The organism is Pseudomonas sp. FP453 (genome assembly GCF_030687495.1).
In the GTDB taxonomy this organism is placed as follows: domain Bacteria; phylum Pseudomonadota; class Gammaproteobacteria; order Pseudomonadales; family Pseudomonadaceae; genus Aquipseudomonas.
In genome coordinates, this window is sequence record NZ_CP117435.1 from 3,992,466 (window position 1) to 4,008,130 (window position 15,665).

At 63.1% G+C, this 15,665-nt stretch carries 18 protein-coding genes; 1 reads left to right on the top strand and 17 read right to left on the bottom strand.

What is annotated here, in order from left to right:
- Positions 1–77: 77 nt before the first annotated feature.
- The 5 genes from PSH87_RS17895 to PSH87_RS17915 all read right to left on the bottom strand — a co-directional run bounded on the left by PSH87_RS17895 (position 78) and on the right by PSH87_RS17915 (position 4,591).
- Complete coding sequence (locus PSH87_RS17895) at positions 78–977, bottom strand: LysR family transcriptional regulator (protein WP_305430487.1); 900 nt, start codon at positions 975–977, stop codon at positions 78–80.
- Positions 977–1,885, bottom strand: coding sequence for a LysR family transcriptional regulator (locus tag PSH87_RS17900; protein ID WP_305430489.1), 909 nt, complete (start codon positions 1,883–1,885; stop codon positions 977–979). The genes PSH87_RS17895 and PSH87_RS17900 overlap by 1 nt, the downstream gene beginning before the upstream one ends.
- 2 nt (positions 1,886–1,887) lie before the next feature.
- Positions 1,888–2,523, bottom strand: coding sequence for a glutathione S-transferase family protein (locus PSH87_RS17905; RefSeq protein WP_305430490.1), 636 nt, complete (start codon positions 2,521–2,523; stop codon positions 1,888–1,890).
- A gap of 602 nt (positions 2,524–3,125) precedes the next feature.
- Entirely contained in the window at positions 3,126–3,917 is a 792-nt protein-coding gene (gene fetB, locus PSH87_RS17910; RefSeq protein WP_207042662.1) for an iron export ABC transporter permease subunit FetB, read from the bottom strand.
- Positions 3,914–4,591: an ATP-binding cassette domain-containing protein gene (locus PSH87_RS17915; protein ID WP_305430491.1), complete on the bottom strand. Its 678-nt coding sequence runs from the start codon at positions 4,589–4,591 to the stop codon at positions 3,914–3,916. The genes fetB and PSH87_RS17915 overlap by 4 nt, the downstream gene beginning before the upstream one ends.
- 144 nt (positions 4,592–4,735) lie before the next feature.
- On the opposite strand from PSH87_RS17915, the gene PSH87_RS17920 reads away from it, so the two are divergent.
- Complete coding sequence (locus PSH87_RS17920; protein ID WP_017737202.1) at positions 4,736–5,449, top strand: hypothetical protein; 714 nt, start codon at positions 4,736–4,738, stop codon at positions 5,447–5,449.
- 175 nt (positions 5,450–5,624) lie between these two features.
- Here the strand turns inward: PSH87_RS17920 and PSH87_RS17925 are convergent, their stop codons facing one another.
- The 12 genes from PSH87_RS17925 to nac form a co-directional block, all read right to left on the bottom strand.
- Positions 5,625–6,458, bottom strand: a complete 834-nt coding sequence (locus PSH87_RS17925; protein ID WP_305430494.1) for an ABC transporter substrate-binding protein — start codon at positions 6,456–6,458, stop codon at positions 5,625–5,627.
- A 58-nt stretch (positions 6,459–6,516) separates the two neighbouring features.
- On the bottom strand, positions 6,517–7,245 hold the full coding sequence (locus tag PSH87_RS17930; RefSeq protein ID WP_305434334.1) for an amino acid ABC transporter ATP-binding protein: 729 nt from the start codon (positions 7,243–7,245) through the stop codon (positions 6,517–6,519).
- A gap of 23 nt (positions 7,246–7,268) precedes the next feature.
- Positions 7,269–8,012: an amino acid ABC transporter permease gene (locus PSH87_RS17935; protein WP_017737199.1), complete on the bottom strand. Its 744-nt coding sequence runs from the start codon at positions 8,010–8,012 to the stop codon at positions 7,269–7,271.
- Positions 8,013–8,018: 6 nt separating this feature from the next.
- Positions 8,019–8,720: an amino acid ABC transporter permease gene (locus PSH87_RS17940; RefSeq protein WP_305430495.1), complete on the bottom strand. Its 702-nt coding sequence runs from the start codon at positions 8,718–8,720 to the stop codon at positions 8,019–8,021.
- 110 nt (positions 8,721–8,830) lie between these two features.
- Entirely contained in the window at positions 8,831–9,583 is a 753-nt protein-coding gene (locus tag PSH87_RS17945; protein WP_305430496.1) for an SDR family oxidoreductase, read from the bottom strand.
- Positions 9,584–9,676: 93 nt separating this feature from the next.
- The gene (locus PSH87_RS17950) at positions 9,677–10,450 is read right to left on the bottom strand and encodes a LamB/YcsF family protein (RefSeq protein WP_305430497.1); all 774 of its coding nucleotides are present in this window, start codon (positions 10,448–10,450) and stop codon (positions 9,677–9,679) included.
- Positions 10,447–10,842 (bottom strand): hypothetical protein, encoded by a 396-nt coding sequence (locus PSH87_RS17955; protein WP_305430498.1) that lies wholly within the window; start codon positions 10,840–10,842, stop codon positions 10,447–10,449. The genes PSH87_RS17950 and PSH87_RS17955 overlap by 4 nt, the downstream gene beginning before the upstream one ends.
- The gene (locus PSH87_RS17960; RefSeq protein WP_305430500.1) at positions 10,839–11,813 is read right to left on the bottom strand and encodes a biotin-dependent carboxyltransferase family protein; all 975 of its coding nucleotides are present in this window, start codon (positions 11,811–11,813) and stop codon (positions 10,839–10,841) included. Before PSH87_RS17960 ends, PSH87_RS17955 begins: the two co-directional genes overlap by 4 nt.
- Positions 11,810–12,466, bottom strand: a complete 657-nt coding sequence (pxpB, locus tag PSH87_RS17965) for a 5-oxoprolinase subunit PxpB (RefSeq protein WP_305430501.1) — start codon at positions 12,464–12,466, stop codon at positions 11,810–11,812. Before pxpB ends, PSH87_RS17960 begins: the two co-directional genes overlap by 4 nt.
- Positions 12,463–13,815 carry an acetyl-CoA carboxylase biotin carboxylase subunit gene (accC, locus tag PSH87_RS17970; protein WP_305430502.1) on the bottom strand — a complete coding sequence of 451 codons (1,353 nt, stop codon included), beginning with the start codon at positions 13,813–13,815 and terminating at the stop codon, positions 12,463–12,465. Before accC ends, pxpB begins: the two co-directional genes overlap by 4 nt.
- Before the next feature lie 27 nt (positions 13,816–13,842).
- Positions 13,843–14,250: a biotin/lipoyl-containing protein gene (locus PSH87_RS17975; RefSeq protein ID WP_305430504.1), complete on the bottom strand. Its 408-nt coding sequence runs from the start codon at positions 14,248–14,250 to the stop codon at positions 13,843–13,845.
- A 114-nt stretch (positions 14,251–14,364) separates the two neighbouring features.
- Entirely contained in the window at positions 14,365–15,270 is a 906-nt protein-coding gene (gene nac / locus PSH87_RS17980; RefSeq protein ID WP_017737190.1) for a nitrogen assimilation transcriptional regulator NAC, read from the bottom strand.
- Positions 15,271–15,665 lie beyond the last annotated feature (395 nt).

Below are 15,665 nucleotides of genomic sequence, written 5' to 3' on the forward strand. Positions count from 1 at the left end.
TGACCACCTCAGGTTGTAGGCCCCGATGCTGCGCCCTGCCCGGCAAAGAGAGAATCACCACCCGCGGCAATCCACTATTACGCCAACTGAAATACCGGATGTGCGCGCAGTGCCGCCACACAGTGATCGACAAAGCTGCGCACGCGCATCGGCGCGTTGCGGCCTGCGCGGTACACCACGTGAATCGGCAGCGGTGGCGGCTCATAGGCCTGCAGCACCCGGCGCAATTGCCCGCTGAGCAGGTGCTCGTGCGCCGGGTAGCTCAGGCAGCGCACCAGCCCTGCCCCGTGCACCGCCGCATTGATCGCACCCTGCACCGTGGCGCAACCCAAGCGGGCACGGGCCTTGAGTTGATAGCCCGGCAGTTGATAGCCCGGAAAATCCCAATCCACCTCTTCGGCTTGAGCGATCAGGCGATGGCGCTTGAGGTCCTCTGGCGTCCGGGGTTCGCCGTGGGCCTCGAGATAACCAGGGCTTGCGCACAGGATCTGGCGGACCTGCCCCACCGGCCGCGCAATCAGTGACGAGTTGGGCAATTCGCCAACCAGGATCGCCGCGTCCAGCCCTTCTTCGTGCAGGTTCGGGTAATAGTCGTGGTAGTGGGCGACAAGGCGCACCTCGGGATAGCGGTCCAGGTAGCTGGCCAACACCGGCGCCATCACATAGCAGCTGAACAGCAACGGCAAGAACACCCGCAGATTGCCCTGGGCCTGCACGTGCATGCCTTTGGCCGAGGCTTCGGCGGCGTCCACCGCCGCCAGCAAGTGCAGGCAGTCGTCCAGGTAGGCGTGGCCCACGTCGGTGAGGCTAACGCCCCGCGTGCTGCGCGTGAGCAAGGGCACCCGCAGGCGCGCTTCCAGGCGGGCCACCGCGCGTATCAGGGTCGGGCCAGAAACCTGGGCCGCACGCGCCGCCGCAGCCAGGCTCGGCTGCCCGGCCAACGCGGCAAACAGTTGCATATCGCGAAACCGTTCCATCAGTCGCGCCGGTTCAGCGCGGCATCCTGGCCCAGGCGCGCGCTGAGAAAATCGACAAAACTGTGGACCTTCGCCGGCACGCGCGTGCTCTTCTGGAACACCACCTGGATCGGCAGCGGCGACGGTTCAAAGCGTTCAAGGATAATCTCCAACTCTCCCGCCGCCACCGCTGCCGCGACTTGATACGACAGCACCCGCGTCACGCCCCAACCCTGGCGCGCGAGGTTGATCGCGGCGTTATTGGCCGTGACCACCAGGCGTGGTTCGATGGGCACGGTCAGCGCTTGGCCGTGTTCAACAAAGGTCCATTCATTCACACGTTGGCTGGCGGAGGTGGTGGCGATCTTCGCCTCACGCAACTGCGACGGGTGCTCGGGACGCCCGTGCTGGTCGAGATAACCCGGGGACGCACACACCACCCGCCGCACTTCACCGACCTTGATTGCCTGCTGCCCCGGCTCATGCAGGTGGCCGATACGCACGGCCACATCGACGCCTTCGTCATGCAGGTTGACCACGCGATCCACCAGCAAGGCATTGATCGTTACCAACGGAAAACAGTCGAGGAACGCCCCCAGCGCCGGCGCCACATACAGCTCGCCAAACAGCACCGGCGCGGTCACCGTCAAGTGCCCGCAGGGGATCGAATAGCTGCCCGCTGCCGCCTCTTCGGCTTCATCGAGTTCAGCAAGGATGCGCCGACAGTCTTCCAGATAACCCTGGCCGGCTTCGGTCAGGTGCAGACTGCGGGTGGTGCGTGCCAACAGTTGGGTGCCGATGCGTTGCTCCATGGCGGCGATGGCCCGCGTCACACTGGGCGGCGAGGTGTTCAAGCGGCGCGCGGCAGCGGCAAAACCGGCCTCTTCGGCCACCGCGAGGAACACCTGCATTTCGTGGAATCGGTCCATCGTCACTCCTTCTGTTGCAAACCCGCCGCCGTGCGCGGCATGCCGACAAACCCCGGCAACGCCTCGATGCTGGCCAGCCAGGCGCGCACTAGAGGGTAGTCGGCCAGCGACACATTGCCTTCCGGCGCATGGGCGACGTAGGTGTAGAAAGCGATATCGGCGATGCTCGGCTGCTCACTGGCGAGGAAGCGGCTGTGGCTCAGTTGCTGTTCCACCAACTGCAGCAAGCCATGGGCGCGGCTGATGGCGTTGACGGTATCGACCTCGGCACCAAACACCACTGCCAGCCGCGCAGACGCCGGCCCCACATGCAACTGACCCGCCGCCGCCGACAGCCAGCGCTGCACACGGGCCTGACCTACCGGGTCGCTGGGCAGCCATTGGCCCTTGCCGTATTTGCTGGCGAGGTAGACCAGGATCGCATTGGAATCGGCCAACACGGTGCCGTTGTCATCAATCGCAGGGACTTGGCCAAAGCTGTTGATCGTGGCGAGAAAATCCGCCGCCTTGTGTGCGCCTTGCTTGAGGTCCACCAGGATAAATTCCGTGGGCAAGCCCAGCAGGGACAGCATCAGCTCCACCCGATGGGAGTGGCCGGACAGCGGGAAACCGTAGAGTTTGATCGCGGGCTGGGACATGACAGGCTCCAAAACAAGGTTATCGACGCCGGCCATGGTCCACCGCTGCAGTGATCGTTGGAATCACCAGGATTCACAATCCAGCATTTCATCAGTTGAAACAATCACGATAACGGACCTGACAAAACCTGAAGCTTTGGTCCTGGCTCTGGCTCTGGCTCTGGCTTTTCAGCTTTTGATCTTAGGCGCCCCGTTAAACACGCTGGCCGGAATTCGGCATGGATTTGGGGGGTAAACCGGCAGGGATGCCGGTTTAGCCGCCCCGCGCCATGGATGGCGCGTGGCGGCGGCCCCCCAAATCCATGTCGGATTACGGGCACACCGAGCCTAGGCGAGGTGCCGAGTGTTGGGGCAAGAGCCCTTTTGGTTACTTTTGGGGCTCTTTTCCAAAAGTGACCCGCCGTAAGCGCGGAACCAACATCAGCCGTTACCCAAATAACGGATATGTACTCCGCCCAAAAAGCCCCAGCGCCTAACACATAGCTATCGCAGGCAAGCCAGCTCCCACATTTATCCGGCGTACACCCGATAAGACTTGGTCGCATGAAAGGTAGCCTTCGCGAGCAAGCCCGCTCCCACACAAGCCAGCTCCCACAAGGATGTCAGCGCTCTTCGAGGCGCTCGCGCAAAAACCTGTGCCCCACCGAAAACAACCGCCGATACGTCAACAACACCGCCCCCACCGTACCCAATGCCGACGCCGCGGCAATCAAGAACATGATCACGATCTGATACCGCACCGCATCCACCGGGCTTTCCCCCGCCAGTACCTGCCCGGTCATCATGCCGGGCAGGCTGACGATGCCGACCACGGTCATCTGGTTCAGCGTCGGGATCATCCCTGCGCGCACCGCCTGGCGAATGGCGTCCTGCGCCGCTTCCCAGCGTGAGCCGCCAAGGGCGAGGATCATTTCGATGGTGTTGCGCCCAGAGGTCAGTTCCTGGGTCATGCGCTCTATGCCCAGGGACACGCCGGTCAGGGTGTTGCCGAGGATCATCCCGAGGATCGGAATCGCATACTGTGGCTCGTACCACGGGTGGATGCGGATCACCGCAAACAGCCCCACCGCCGTCACCAGCCACGAGCTGCCCCATACCGACAGGATGCTGTCGACCCGCTGCCCCTTGTACGTGCGCCTCCCGCGCCCGGCGGCGGAGATGCCGGCGATCAGGGTCATGGCGCACATCAACGGCAGCACCACGTACCAGTAGGCAAACTCGAACACCCAACCCAGCAGGTAGCCGATGGCCAACAGTTGCACCACGGTGCGCACCGCCGCCCACAGCAATTGACGGCCCAGGCCCAGGCGCAGGAGCAGCGACAACGCGCCGTTGACCAGGATCAGCGAGGCGGCGATGCCCAGGTCGAGAGCCGTGAGGTTCTGGTAGTTCATGGTTGGGTAACTCCACTCAGCACGCCGGCACTCATGTGCAGGTGGAGGTTGCTCATGCGTCGGGCCTGGTCGAGGTCGTGGGACACCCAGATGCAGGCACGGGATTGATCGCCGGCGAACCAGGCGTCGATCAGCGCTTCCACTTCGCGGGATGACGTGGGGTCGAGGGCGGCGGTGGGTTCGTCCAGCAACAAGACTTCGGGGTTCAGTTGCAGGGTGCGGATCAGCGAGACCACCTGGGACTCACCGCCAGACAAATCCGCAGCTTTTTTTGCCAGGAAGTCCGGCGCCTTGCCTGCGTGGCCCAGCAATGTGGTGACGGCTGCAAGGTCGAAGCTGCGTTTATGCGAGGTCTTGAGGCTGAACGGAAAACGCAGGTTGTCTTCCACCGTGCCTTCGAGCAACGCCGGGCGCTGGGACAGGTAGCTGATATGGCAACGGTAATGGGGAATCTCGGCGTTGCTGATCGGTTGGCCGTTCCACAGGATTTGCCCGGAGGTGGGCGCGTCCAGCAGGGCCAGGGCGCGCAAAAAGACACTTTTGCCAGCCCCGGAAGAACCGGTGATGGACACGCGGTCGCCGGCGTTCAAGGTGAAATCGGTGGGCTGGAGCAAGGGCACTTGGCGGCGCTCGTCCATGCGCGTGAGGGCGCGGGTTTCGATCAGTGCGCTCATGGACGCGAAGGTTCCTTGGATCGGGTTGAGCGCAATGGTGAAGCAGGAAGGTCCCCGGGGTCCAGCGTTCGGGGAATTTGGTGAACGATCTGGGCATCCTCAATTGCGCTCGCTAGACTCCCCGCTCCCATAGAAGGACAACCCATGGACGATCAGGAAAACGCCAATGCCCCCGTCGCAAAGACTAGCGCCGCCTGGCTATGGAAAGTTGTAAAATTCGAAAGCTTGTCAATCATGGTGCTGTTGTTCGCACTGTTTTACTCAAACGGCTACGCATACCTTGAGACCTATTACGGCGCCCTTGGGGCGCCGATCAATCGACTGGGCTTCGATACCTATCAGTTTGTGGTATTCGGCGGAATGGACATGCTGGTCAAGATCTCCGCATCGCTCATTGCTTGTTCAGCCGTTGCTTCGTTCGTCTGCTTGATGTATTTCACGGAAAATCCCGACCGGGTCTTTCCAACCACCACACTCGCCCCCACAACGGCCCGCTACCGCTTTCTACAGCACATGGGCAAAAGCTACACAAGAGCCAAACCGCTGATCCTCGGTACGTTTCTGCTCACCTTTTTTGCAATTGGCACGTGGGTCCTTTGGAAGTTAACGTTCTCTCAGTCGATCGAGCGCGGCAAGCTAAGGGCGTATGAAGAAATTCGTGATTGCAAACCCGAAACGGTCCAGCTAAAGAATCTGGACCGTATAACTGGCTGCATCGTCGGCGAAAGCGACGACATGCTTTATCTGGTGGAAAAGCACAAGGAAGGTGCCGAAATCATGTACGAGAAACGCCAAGTATCCAAAGACAGCATTAAATCAACCAACGGTCCTCAATTGACGCTGAAAAGACCAGGTTAACCCGTGAAGCCACTGAACTGGCTCGCAAGCCAGGCGCTATCTATCGGGTAGCAAATATCCAATGTGGGAGCTGGCTTGCCTGCGATAGCGGTGGGTCAGTTTGCGCATCAGTGACTGATACACCGCTATCGCAGGCAAGCCAGCTCCCCCATTAAGAACTGTGTGCATCAGCTCCTTATGGCAGCGGGTCGAACTTCAGCGCACTCAAGCTCTGCACCTTGTCCTCACGCACCATCTTGTACTCGGTATTCGGGCCGATCCAGCGATCCCAGATCGCATCGATCTCGCCGGCCTTTTCCATCGCCATCAACGCCTCATTGACCTTGGCCAGGAACGCCGGCTCATCGCGGCGCATGCCCGCGCCAATCGGCTCCAACGCCATCGGTTCCTTGGCAATCGCCAGTTCCACGCCACCGGCCTTGGCCTGGTTGACCAGTTTCAGCGCGGTCATGGTGTTGGTCACCAGGCCCACTACCTTGTTCTGTTGCAGGGCCATGTAGGCCGAGCCGGTGTCCTGGAAGGTCACCGGGGTGGCGCCGGCGATGCGGATCGATTGCTCCGAGGTGGAGCCCTTGGTCGAGCTGATGCGCTTGTCCTTGAAGAAGCTTTTCGGCTGGTCGGCGTTGGCCGCGCGCACCACCAGGGTTTCCTTGGCGATGTAGTACGGGTCGCTGAACTGGATCTGTTCGGCGCGGGTCTTGGTGTACGCCAGGTTGGCGAAGATCACATCGACGCGGCCCATCTTCACTTCGGGAATGCGCGCTTCAACCGACAGCGGCTTGAGTTCCAGGGCCACGCCCATGGTCTTGGCCAGGGCCTTGCACAGGTCCACGTCCATGCCCACCAGCTCGCGGGTCTTGGGGTCCGGCGCGGAGAATGGCGGCACGTCGGCGTACACGCCGCAGCTCAGGGACTGCTTGGCGAGGATGTCGCTCAATTGGTCAGCCTGGGCGCAGGCCACAGCCAATGGACCCAATGCCAACGCAGTAAACAGATGCTTCATACCCATGGGAAATCTCCAGAAAGTTGGACAAGCAAAATGGCAGAAGGAATCAAGCCGCCGCAGCTCAGTGGGCCCGCAGGTCGGCGATGAAGCGTTGCGCTCGCGGGTGCGAAGGCTGGGTGAAGAAGGCGTCGGGGCTGCTCTTTTCCAGAATCTGCCCCGCGTCCATAAACCAGATGGTGTCCGCCACTTCGCGGGCGAAGTTCATCTCGTGGGTCACGCACATCATGGTCATGCCGTCCTTGGCCAAGCCCTTCATCACGCTCAGCACTTCACCGACCATTTCCGGGTCGAGGGCGCTGGTGGGCTCGTCGAACAGCATCACCGGCGGTTCCATCGCCAGGGCGCGGGCAATCGCCACCCGTTGTTGCTGGCCGCCGGACAACTGCGCCGGGTAGGCCCCGGCCTTGTGCGCCAGGCCCACGCGGTCGAGCAGTTCCATGGCCTTTTGCTTGGCCGCCGCGCCCTTGAGGTTGCGCAGCTTGTTTGGCGCCAGGGTGATGTTTTCCAGCACCGACAGGTGCGGGAACAGGTTGAAGCTCTGGAACACAAACCCCACGCGGCTGCGCAGGCGATTGATCTGCGCGTCGGTGCCGTGCACGTCCTGGCCATCGAACAGGATCTGGCCGTCCTGGATGTCTTCCAGGCGATTGACCGTGCGGATCAGCGTGGACTTGCCCGAGCCCGACGGCCCGCACAGCACCACCACTTCACCGGGGTTCACTTCGGCGGTGATGTCGGTGAGCGCCTGGTACTCGCCGTACCATTTATTGATTTTCGAAAACATGATCATTGGATGCATGAGCGCAGCCCTCTTCAATTATCGGTGGCCAGCAACGGCTTGCCGGGCACGGTCTGCCCGCCGTCACCGAGGCGCTTGCGCGCAATGCGTTGTTCTACCCAGCCCGCCAGGCGGGTCAGGCCGAAACACAGCAGGTAGTAGATGATCGCCAGGATGAAAAACACCTGGAACGGCTTGGTCAGCAACTGGTTGTTGACCTGGTTGGCGGCAAAGGTCACTTCCTGCACGTTGATCACGTAGCCCAGGGAGGTTTCCTTGATGATCGAGATGAACTGGCTGATCAGGCTGGGCAGCGCGTTGTACAGCGCCTGGGGCAGGATCACCCACAGCGTGGTGCGCACGTAGCCCAGGCCCAAGGCGCGGGACGCTTCGTATTGCCCGCTCGGCAACGCCTGGATACCACCGCGAATGATTTCGCACAGGTAGGCGCTCTGGTAGATCACCAGGGTGCAGAGCATGGTCATGAAGCCGGTGATGTTATGGCCGATCAGCAACGGCACCAGGAAGTAGGTCCAGAAGATCACCATCAGCAGCGGAATACCGCGCAACACGTAGACCCACACCGTGGCCACCCAATACAAACCCTTCCACGGCGACACCCGCGCCAGCGCCAGCAACAGGCCGAACGGGAACGCCAGCAGCAGCGCCAACGCGGCGAGGATCAAGGTGCTGGCCAGGCCGCCCAAGGGACCGTGGGGGTATTGGCCGATGAGAAACAGCGTCCAGTTGTTCTGCAGGATTTCAACGATATCGAACATCGCCATCTACCTCGCCAGGGCTTTGCTGAAGTGCCGGGCGAGCAATGCCCCGACGCCCATCAGCAGCAGTGAAAACACCAGGTAGAACACCGTGGCGACCAGGTACGACTCGAAGGTGCGGAACGTGTAGTTCTCCACTTCGCGGCTGGCGTAGGTCAGTTCCATCACGCCGATCGCCATGGCCAAACTGGTGTTCTTGAACAGCAGCACGGTGTGGTTGATCAGCGACGGCAGGCAGTTGCGCACGCCTTGGGGCAGGATCACGTAGCGCATCGAACGCACATAACCCAGGCCCAGGGCCCGCGACGCTTCGGTCTGCCCGGCGGGAATCGCGCGCAGGCCGCTGCGCATGTCTTCACAGAAATACGCGGCCTGGCACAAGCCCAGGGCGATCACCGAAAACAGGTATTCGGTGTTGTGGCTGGCCAGCCACAGCTGCGCGTTTTCGCTGAGCAGGGTCGGCACGCCGAAGTACCACAGCATCAGTTGCACCAGGGTCGGCACGTTGCGGTGGTAGGACACGTACCCCGCCACCAGGCGGTCGGCCAGCTTGTTGCCGGTCAGGCGCACCGTGACCAGCGTCAGCGCCAGAATCATCGCCAGCAGCCAGGCGAACAACGCCAGCTGCAAGGTCATTTCGATGCCCTTGACGATCAGCTCGGCGTACTCGCCTTGCAGAATCGCGGCCAAATCGAAGTCTTGCTTCATGGTCAATCCCTATCGGCATTGGGCTAGGGCAGAAATCAAAATCACCCGGCGGGGCCGTGGCGGGATGCAGCGCTGACGGATTGATCCGTTCTGTTTTTGGGGGCTGGTGTTCAGCCCTGGTAGTCCTGCGGACGCGCGGTGGAGAGCCCGCCCGGCACCTGCAAGGTCGGGGTGATTTCCATATGCCCGACGTTGACGGCTATCGGCGCGGCAATCGCAAAGGCGATGGCATTGGCGATGTCTTCGGCCTGGGGCAGTTCAAAGCCCTCGACGAAGCGTTTGTAGGTCTCCTCGGAATCGCCGTGCACGTGGGCAAAGATGTCCGTGGCCACACGTCCCGGGCAGATCTCGGTGACACGCACGCGCTTGCCGAACGCATCGATGCGCAGCTGACGCGAGAGCATGCTCACCGCCGCCTTCGTCGCGTGATACGTGGAGTTGCCGCCAAAGTTGTAGGCCGCGGCAATCGAGCTGATGTTGATGATGTGCCCGCAATCGCGCTCGACCATGCCCGGCAAGGCCAGGCGTGCCAGGTGCAGCACGGCGCGCAGGTTGACGTCGATCAGCAGGTCGATGCCGTCGGCGTCGGCCTTGAGCAGGGAGCCCGGTTTGTCGACACCGGCGTTGTTGACCAGGATGTCGAAGGTGTTTTCGGCGAACAGCCGGGTCAACCCGGCGATGTCGGTCACGTCGATGGCGTGGGCAATGCAGCCGGTCTTGGCCGCCAGTGCCTGCAACTTGTCGGCGCTGCGGGCCAGGGCATGCACCTGCACGCCTTCCTGGCACAGGCGCTCGACAACGGCGGCGCCGATGCCCGAGGACGCCCCGGTGACCAGCGCGGTTTTGTAGTCGGAAAATGGCATGGGGTAATCCTTGTGCTGCGGGTTATGGTTCGACTCTATCCAGCCTTCAGGCGCTGGACCAAGACGCAATGGTTGTGTGGCGATAAGGCCTGCTTATGACGCGGCCAGCAGCTGGGAAATCGGCGTAATGTGCCCGCCCAGTTGCTCGATTTCCTCACGAATGGTGCGCGCCAACTCGACCGCGCCGGGGGTGTCGCCGTGCAGCAGGATCGAATGGGCCGGCACCCGCAGCACCTTGCCGCTGAGGGCAGTGACGGTGCCCTCCTCCAGCAATTGGCGCACGCGCTGCAATACCGCTGACGGTTCCTTGATCACCGAGCCTTCAACCTTGCGCGGTACCAACAGGCAGTCGTCGTCATAGGCACGATCAGCCAGAAAGGTGGTGGCGACGCGCAGGCCGCATTTCTCGGCGGCGCCTTCGATGGCGCGACTGCTGGACGAGCTGATGATCAACGTCGGATCAAACGCCGCCACCGCCCGCACCAGCGGCTCGGCCAGTGCGGCATCAGCAGCGGCCATATTGCCGAGGGCGCCGTGGAAGCTCATATGGGTCATGCGATGGCCATTCACGGCGGCCATCCCCGCCAGGGCGCCGAGCTGGTAGATCACATACGTGGCGAGTTCCTTGATCTCGATATTCATCTGGCGCCGACCAAAGCCCATCAGGTCCGGGAAGCCCACGTGGGCGCCGAGGTCGATGCCACCGGCTTTCGCCAGGCGCACGGTGGTGTCCATGATCAGCGGGTCGCCGGCGTGGTAGCCGCAGGCGACGTTGGCCGAGGAAATCAGGCGCATCAGTGCCTCATCCTCACCCATGCGCCACGGGCCGAAGCCTTCGCCGAGGTCGGCGTTCAAATCGATCTTCATGCTTGCCGCTCCAGGCCCAGGAATGCTTCGCCGTAGCCGACGGTAGTGCCGCAGGGCACACGCACATCCATCACCCGTGCGGCCTCGCGGCTGCGCTGGGGCAACAGCAGGTCGCCGACTTGCAGCACCGCCACCAACTGCCCGGCGCTGAGCGAATCGCCCACAGCCACGAAGGGTTCGCTAAGTTGCGGATGGGTCAGCAGCAAGCGCCCCAGGCCGGTGGTGCGCAGGACCTTGTCCTCCACCGCCGCCACGTCAACGGGCGCCGCAACGCTGGCCGCAGGCGCACCGCGCTTGAGCGTCAGGTGCGCCCCCGGGCGACTCAGTTCGGCGCCGGCCAGGTGGTGTTCCTTGAGCCACAGCGCCAGTTGGCGGATTTCCTCAATAGTCATGCTTTAACTCCCTCTCGGTGCAGGTCCACCAGGCGGCTGACTTCGCGCAGGTAACGGCGGTTGGTTTCCAGGGCCTCGACCGCTTCCTCATAGCTGCACTCGACAAAGCGCACCTTGCTGCCAATCGGCGCCTGGCCGAGGCGCCACAGGTCGGCCTCGATCACGCTGCCAAACTTGGGGTAGCCGCCGCTGGGCTGGGCGTCGCGCATCTGGATGATCGGCTGGCCGCCGTGGGGCACCTGGATCACGCCGGGCACGATGCCGTGGGAGCGGATTTCCATGGGGGCGATGGGCAGCAGTGGTTCGCCTTCCATGCGGTAGCCGTAGCGATTGCTCTGGGTGGTGATCTTCCACTCACCGGCCCAGAAGGCGGCGCGGGAGCTTTCCTGGAAGCGTTCGTATTCGGCGGCGGGCAACACACGCATGGCGGGCACTCCGTCGACCTGTAACGGCAACGCGAGGCTTGGCGCCAACACGCCGAAGTCCAACGGCAGCGGGCTGATGCCGGGGCGCAACGCGGCGAGTCGATCGCCCTGCTGCAACGCCCGGCCGTCCAGGCCACCGAACTCGCCACGCAATTGGGTGCTGCGTGAGCCGAGCACCGACGGCACGTCCACACCGCCAGCGAGGCACAGGTAAGCGCGGCTGCCGGAGGTCGGGTAACCCAGGTTCAGGACTTGACCTTCGCGGCCCTGGTACACCCAGTTCGGCGGCAATGGCTGGCCGTCCAAGGTGGCGTCGCACGCGGCGCCGGTCACGGCAAAGGCGCAGTCCTGCACCAGCCGCACTTCGAACGGAAACAACGGAATTTCAATCGCCGCAGCGTCTTCGGGATTGCCCAGCAACAGGTTGCCCAGCGCCAACGCCAGATGGTCCATGGCGCCCGACGTACCGACGCCTTGACCGAGGCTGCCGAAGCGGCCGAAGTCCTGCACGGTGGCCAGGGCGGTGGCCGATAGAATCTCGATCATCGAATGATCCTCTCGATGCGCAAGCGCAGGAAATCACCCGGCCGCAAAATGGCTGGCGGGGTTTGGGTCGAGTCGAAAAACGCCATTTCGGTACGGCCGATGGTGTTCCAGCCGCTGGGGCCGGCCGACGCGGAAACGCCGGTCTGCACGCCGCCGATGGACACGGAACCGGCGCCAATATTCAGCACCGGCACTTGCCGACGTGGCGTGGCCAGGCGCTGGTCCATGCCGCCGAGGTAGCAGTAACCCGGGTGGCTGCCCAAGGCATACACCGGGTACAGCGGTTCGCAATGCAGGTTGGCGATGGTCTCGATGTCCAGCCCGGTGTGGGCGATTACATCAGCCATATGCGGGCCGAATTCGCCGCCGTAGACCACCGGCAACTCGACGATGCGCCCTTCCAGGGGCAGCGGCTCGCAGTGCTCCCAGGCTTGCAGCAGGCGCTCGCACAAGCCGCTCAACTCACGCGGAGGTTTGAGAAACGTCAGCATCAGGTTGTTCATGCCGGGCACGGCTTCGTGGATTTCCGGCCACTCGCCGGCTTGCAGGGCCAGGTTCCAGATGCGCTGTTGCGGGGCCAGGTCCAGCTCGCCCGGCGCTTCAAACAACAGGGCACTGGAGCCCAACAGGCTGATATTCGGTGCGGTGCTCATGTCGGGCTCCTTTGCTGCAACCAGCGCTCCAGGTGATGGATATCGACACCGCCGGCTTGAAAGGCCGGGTCTTCAAGAATGTCGCGGTGCAGCGGAATATTGGTGCTGATGCCGTCCACGATCATTTCGCTGAGGGCCAAACGCATACGCGCCATGGCTTCTTCGCGGGTGGCGCCGTGGGTGATGACCTTGGCCACCATCGAGTCGTAATACGGCGGCACGCGGTAGCCCGTGGTGACGTGGGAATCCACGCGCACGCCAAAGCCACCGGGCACTTCCCAGCGCTGGATCAAGCCGGGGGTCGGCATGAAGGTGCTTGGGTCTTCGGCGTTGATGCGGCATTCCAGGGAATGGCCGTTGAGCTGCACATCCTCTTGGCGCAGGCCCAGCACTTCGCCACGGGCCATGCGCAGTTGCTGTTGCACGATGTCGATGCCGGTGGTCATTTCCGTGACCGGGTGTTCCACCTGCAAACGGGTGTTCATCTCGATAAAGAAGAACTCGCCGTCCTCGTACAAGAATTCAAAGGTGCCGACGCCGCGATAGCCAATCTGGCGGCACGCCTCGGCGCAGCGTTCGCCGACCTTGGCGATCAGCGCGGGATCGATCCCTGGGGCCGGGGCTTCTTCCAGCACCTTCTGGTGCCGGCGTTGCAGCGAGCAGTCGCGGCAGCCGAGCCAGATCGCGTGGCCGTGGGCGTCGCACAGCACCTGGATTTCCACGTGGCGCGGGTGGCCGAGGAATTTCTCGATATACAGTTCCGGGTTGCCGAAGGCCAGCCGTGCTTCTTCGCGGGTGAGGGCAATGGCGGCGAGCAATTCGGCTTGCTCCTGCACCACGCGCATGCCGCGCCCACCCCCGCCACCGGCGGCCTTGACGATCACCGGGTAGCCAATCTCGGCGGCGATGGCGAGGATGCTCGCGTCGTCGCTGGGCATCGTCGAGTCCGGCCCCGGTACGCAGGGCACGCCGGCTTCACGCATGGCGCGCTTGGCGGCGACCTTGTCGCCCATGGTGCGGATGCACGCGGCGCTGGGGCCGATAAAGGTCAGGCCCGCCGCCTCGATGCGTTCAGCGAAGCCGGCGTTTTCCGAAAGAAAGCCGTAGCCGGGATGGATCGCCTGGGCCCCCGTGACCTTGGCCGCAAACAGCAGCGCCGTCTGGTTGAGGTAGCTCAGGCCCGGCGCTGCCGGGCCGATGCACAGCGCTTCGTCGGCGTTTTGCACGTACTGCGCGTGACGGTCCGCTTCGGAGTACACCGCCACGGTCTTGATGCCCAGGCCACGGCAGGCACGCTGAATGCGCAGGGCAATTTCGCCACGGTTGGCGATCAGCACTTTGTCGAACATTGAATTCACCTGCATCACAAATAAGGGTCAATCGAGGCGGAACAGCGCCTGGCCGGCGGCAACTTCAGCCCCGGCCTGGGCCAGGATCTCAGCCAGCTTGCCGGCCACCTTGGCCTTGACCGGGTGGAACATCTTCATCGCCTCGATCACCGCCACGGTCTGGCCGGCTTCGATGGCTTGCCCCACGGCTACAAACGCTGGCTCACCGACGGCGGGCGTCAGGTGCAGCACGCCGTAGAGGCTGGCCTTGATCTCAATCGCCGCCGTAGGTGGTGCCGCAACCGGCGCGGCAACCACCGTGGGTGCGATGCTGATCGCCGCCTGCCCCGCCTGCTTGAACAGCCGCAGCGTGCTGTCGCCTTCGGTGAGGCTCAGTTCCAGCAGATCGGATTCGGCCAGCAAATCCATCAACCCCTTGATACGTGCTGAATCCATAGTTGGCCCCTGCCTGTCGAACGTGTCTTGAGTGGATGGGGCCAATCTACCGAGCCCCTCGGAAAGCGGCCAAGACGCTTTGGCTTTGGGGTGATAAGCCGCCCTTATGACCCCTCAAACCGCACTGCCACGCATCTGCGCCACCAGCTCCAGCAAGATCGCCTTGACCGCCTGGGCCGGCACCGACAGCGGCAAATGCCCGGACAGGCACAACGCCAACGGTGCCTCCACTTCGGGTTCGACGATGCGGCACATGTGCACGGCTGGGTTGGCCGCCAGCACCCGCGCCGACGACTCCGGCAGGATGGTCGAGCCGAAGTGATCAGCCACGGCGGCAGTCAAGGTGGTAGAGGATTCAATCTCGGCCACCACCCGCGCACCGAGGCCGATGCGCAGGAAGGCTTCGTCCACCATGCGGCGCATCACGTTGTAGGGGCGAGGCAGCAGCATGTCCATGTCGGCCAGTTCGGCGAGGGGAATGTCTGCGCGGCCGGCGACCTCTGGATCGGCGCTGACCAGGTACAGCGGCTCGCGCAGCAGCGAGACGAAACTCAAGCCGTGCACCTCGCGCCCGCCGTAGAGCACGGCCATGTCCATGCGGCCGTTCATGATCAGCTCGCTCAGGGTGGTGCCGAAGTTTTCGTTGAGGTACAGCAGGATGCCGGGGTGGCGTTCGCGCACGGTGCGCAATAGTGGCAGCGACAATGTCGAGGCCGCCGTGCCGGGGGCGAGGCCTACCGAGACCTGCCCGGACAAGGCGTGGCCGGTGGCGTTGATATCGCTCTGGGCCTGTTCGCACTGGCGCAGGATGATCTGCGCATGGCCGTACAAAACCTTGCCGGCTTCGGTCGGCGTGACGCCGCGTTTGGTGCGGATCAGCAGTTGTTGCTGCAACTCGGCTTCCAGGGTGGCCAGTTGTTGGCTGAGGGCGGGTTGGGCGACATGCAGCACGTCGGCGGCTTGGGTCATGCTGCCGATGTCTACCAGTTTCACGAAGTACTTCAATCGGCGCAGGTTCAAGTGGGCGGTGCTCTTGCTTGGGGTTGGTGTCGCCTGTTCCGCCGCTATCGCAGGCAAGCCAGCTCCCACATTTGGAATGTGTGGACACAGGGAGGTGTGAACACATTCAAGTGTGGGAGCTGGCTTGCCTGCGATAACGATCGACCAGGCAGCGATACACCCAGCGGTTTTGCAAAACCCACGCCACCCCGCCTCTTAGCCATAAGGCTTTGCTATGGCTACTCCAAAATAACCATTCCAAGCACCTGCGCGGCGCACGCCCCGCTGCACGCACCCTTTCAGTGCGCCCCCAGCCATAAGCACTGCCTATCAACCCAGAACGATCTCGTCTTATGGCCCCTTCCCCGACGCCTCGTACTGTGGCCCCTGTCAACGCCATCAACGAGGAACGCCCC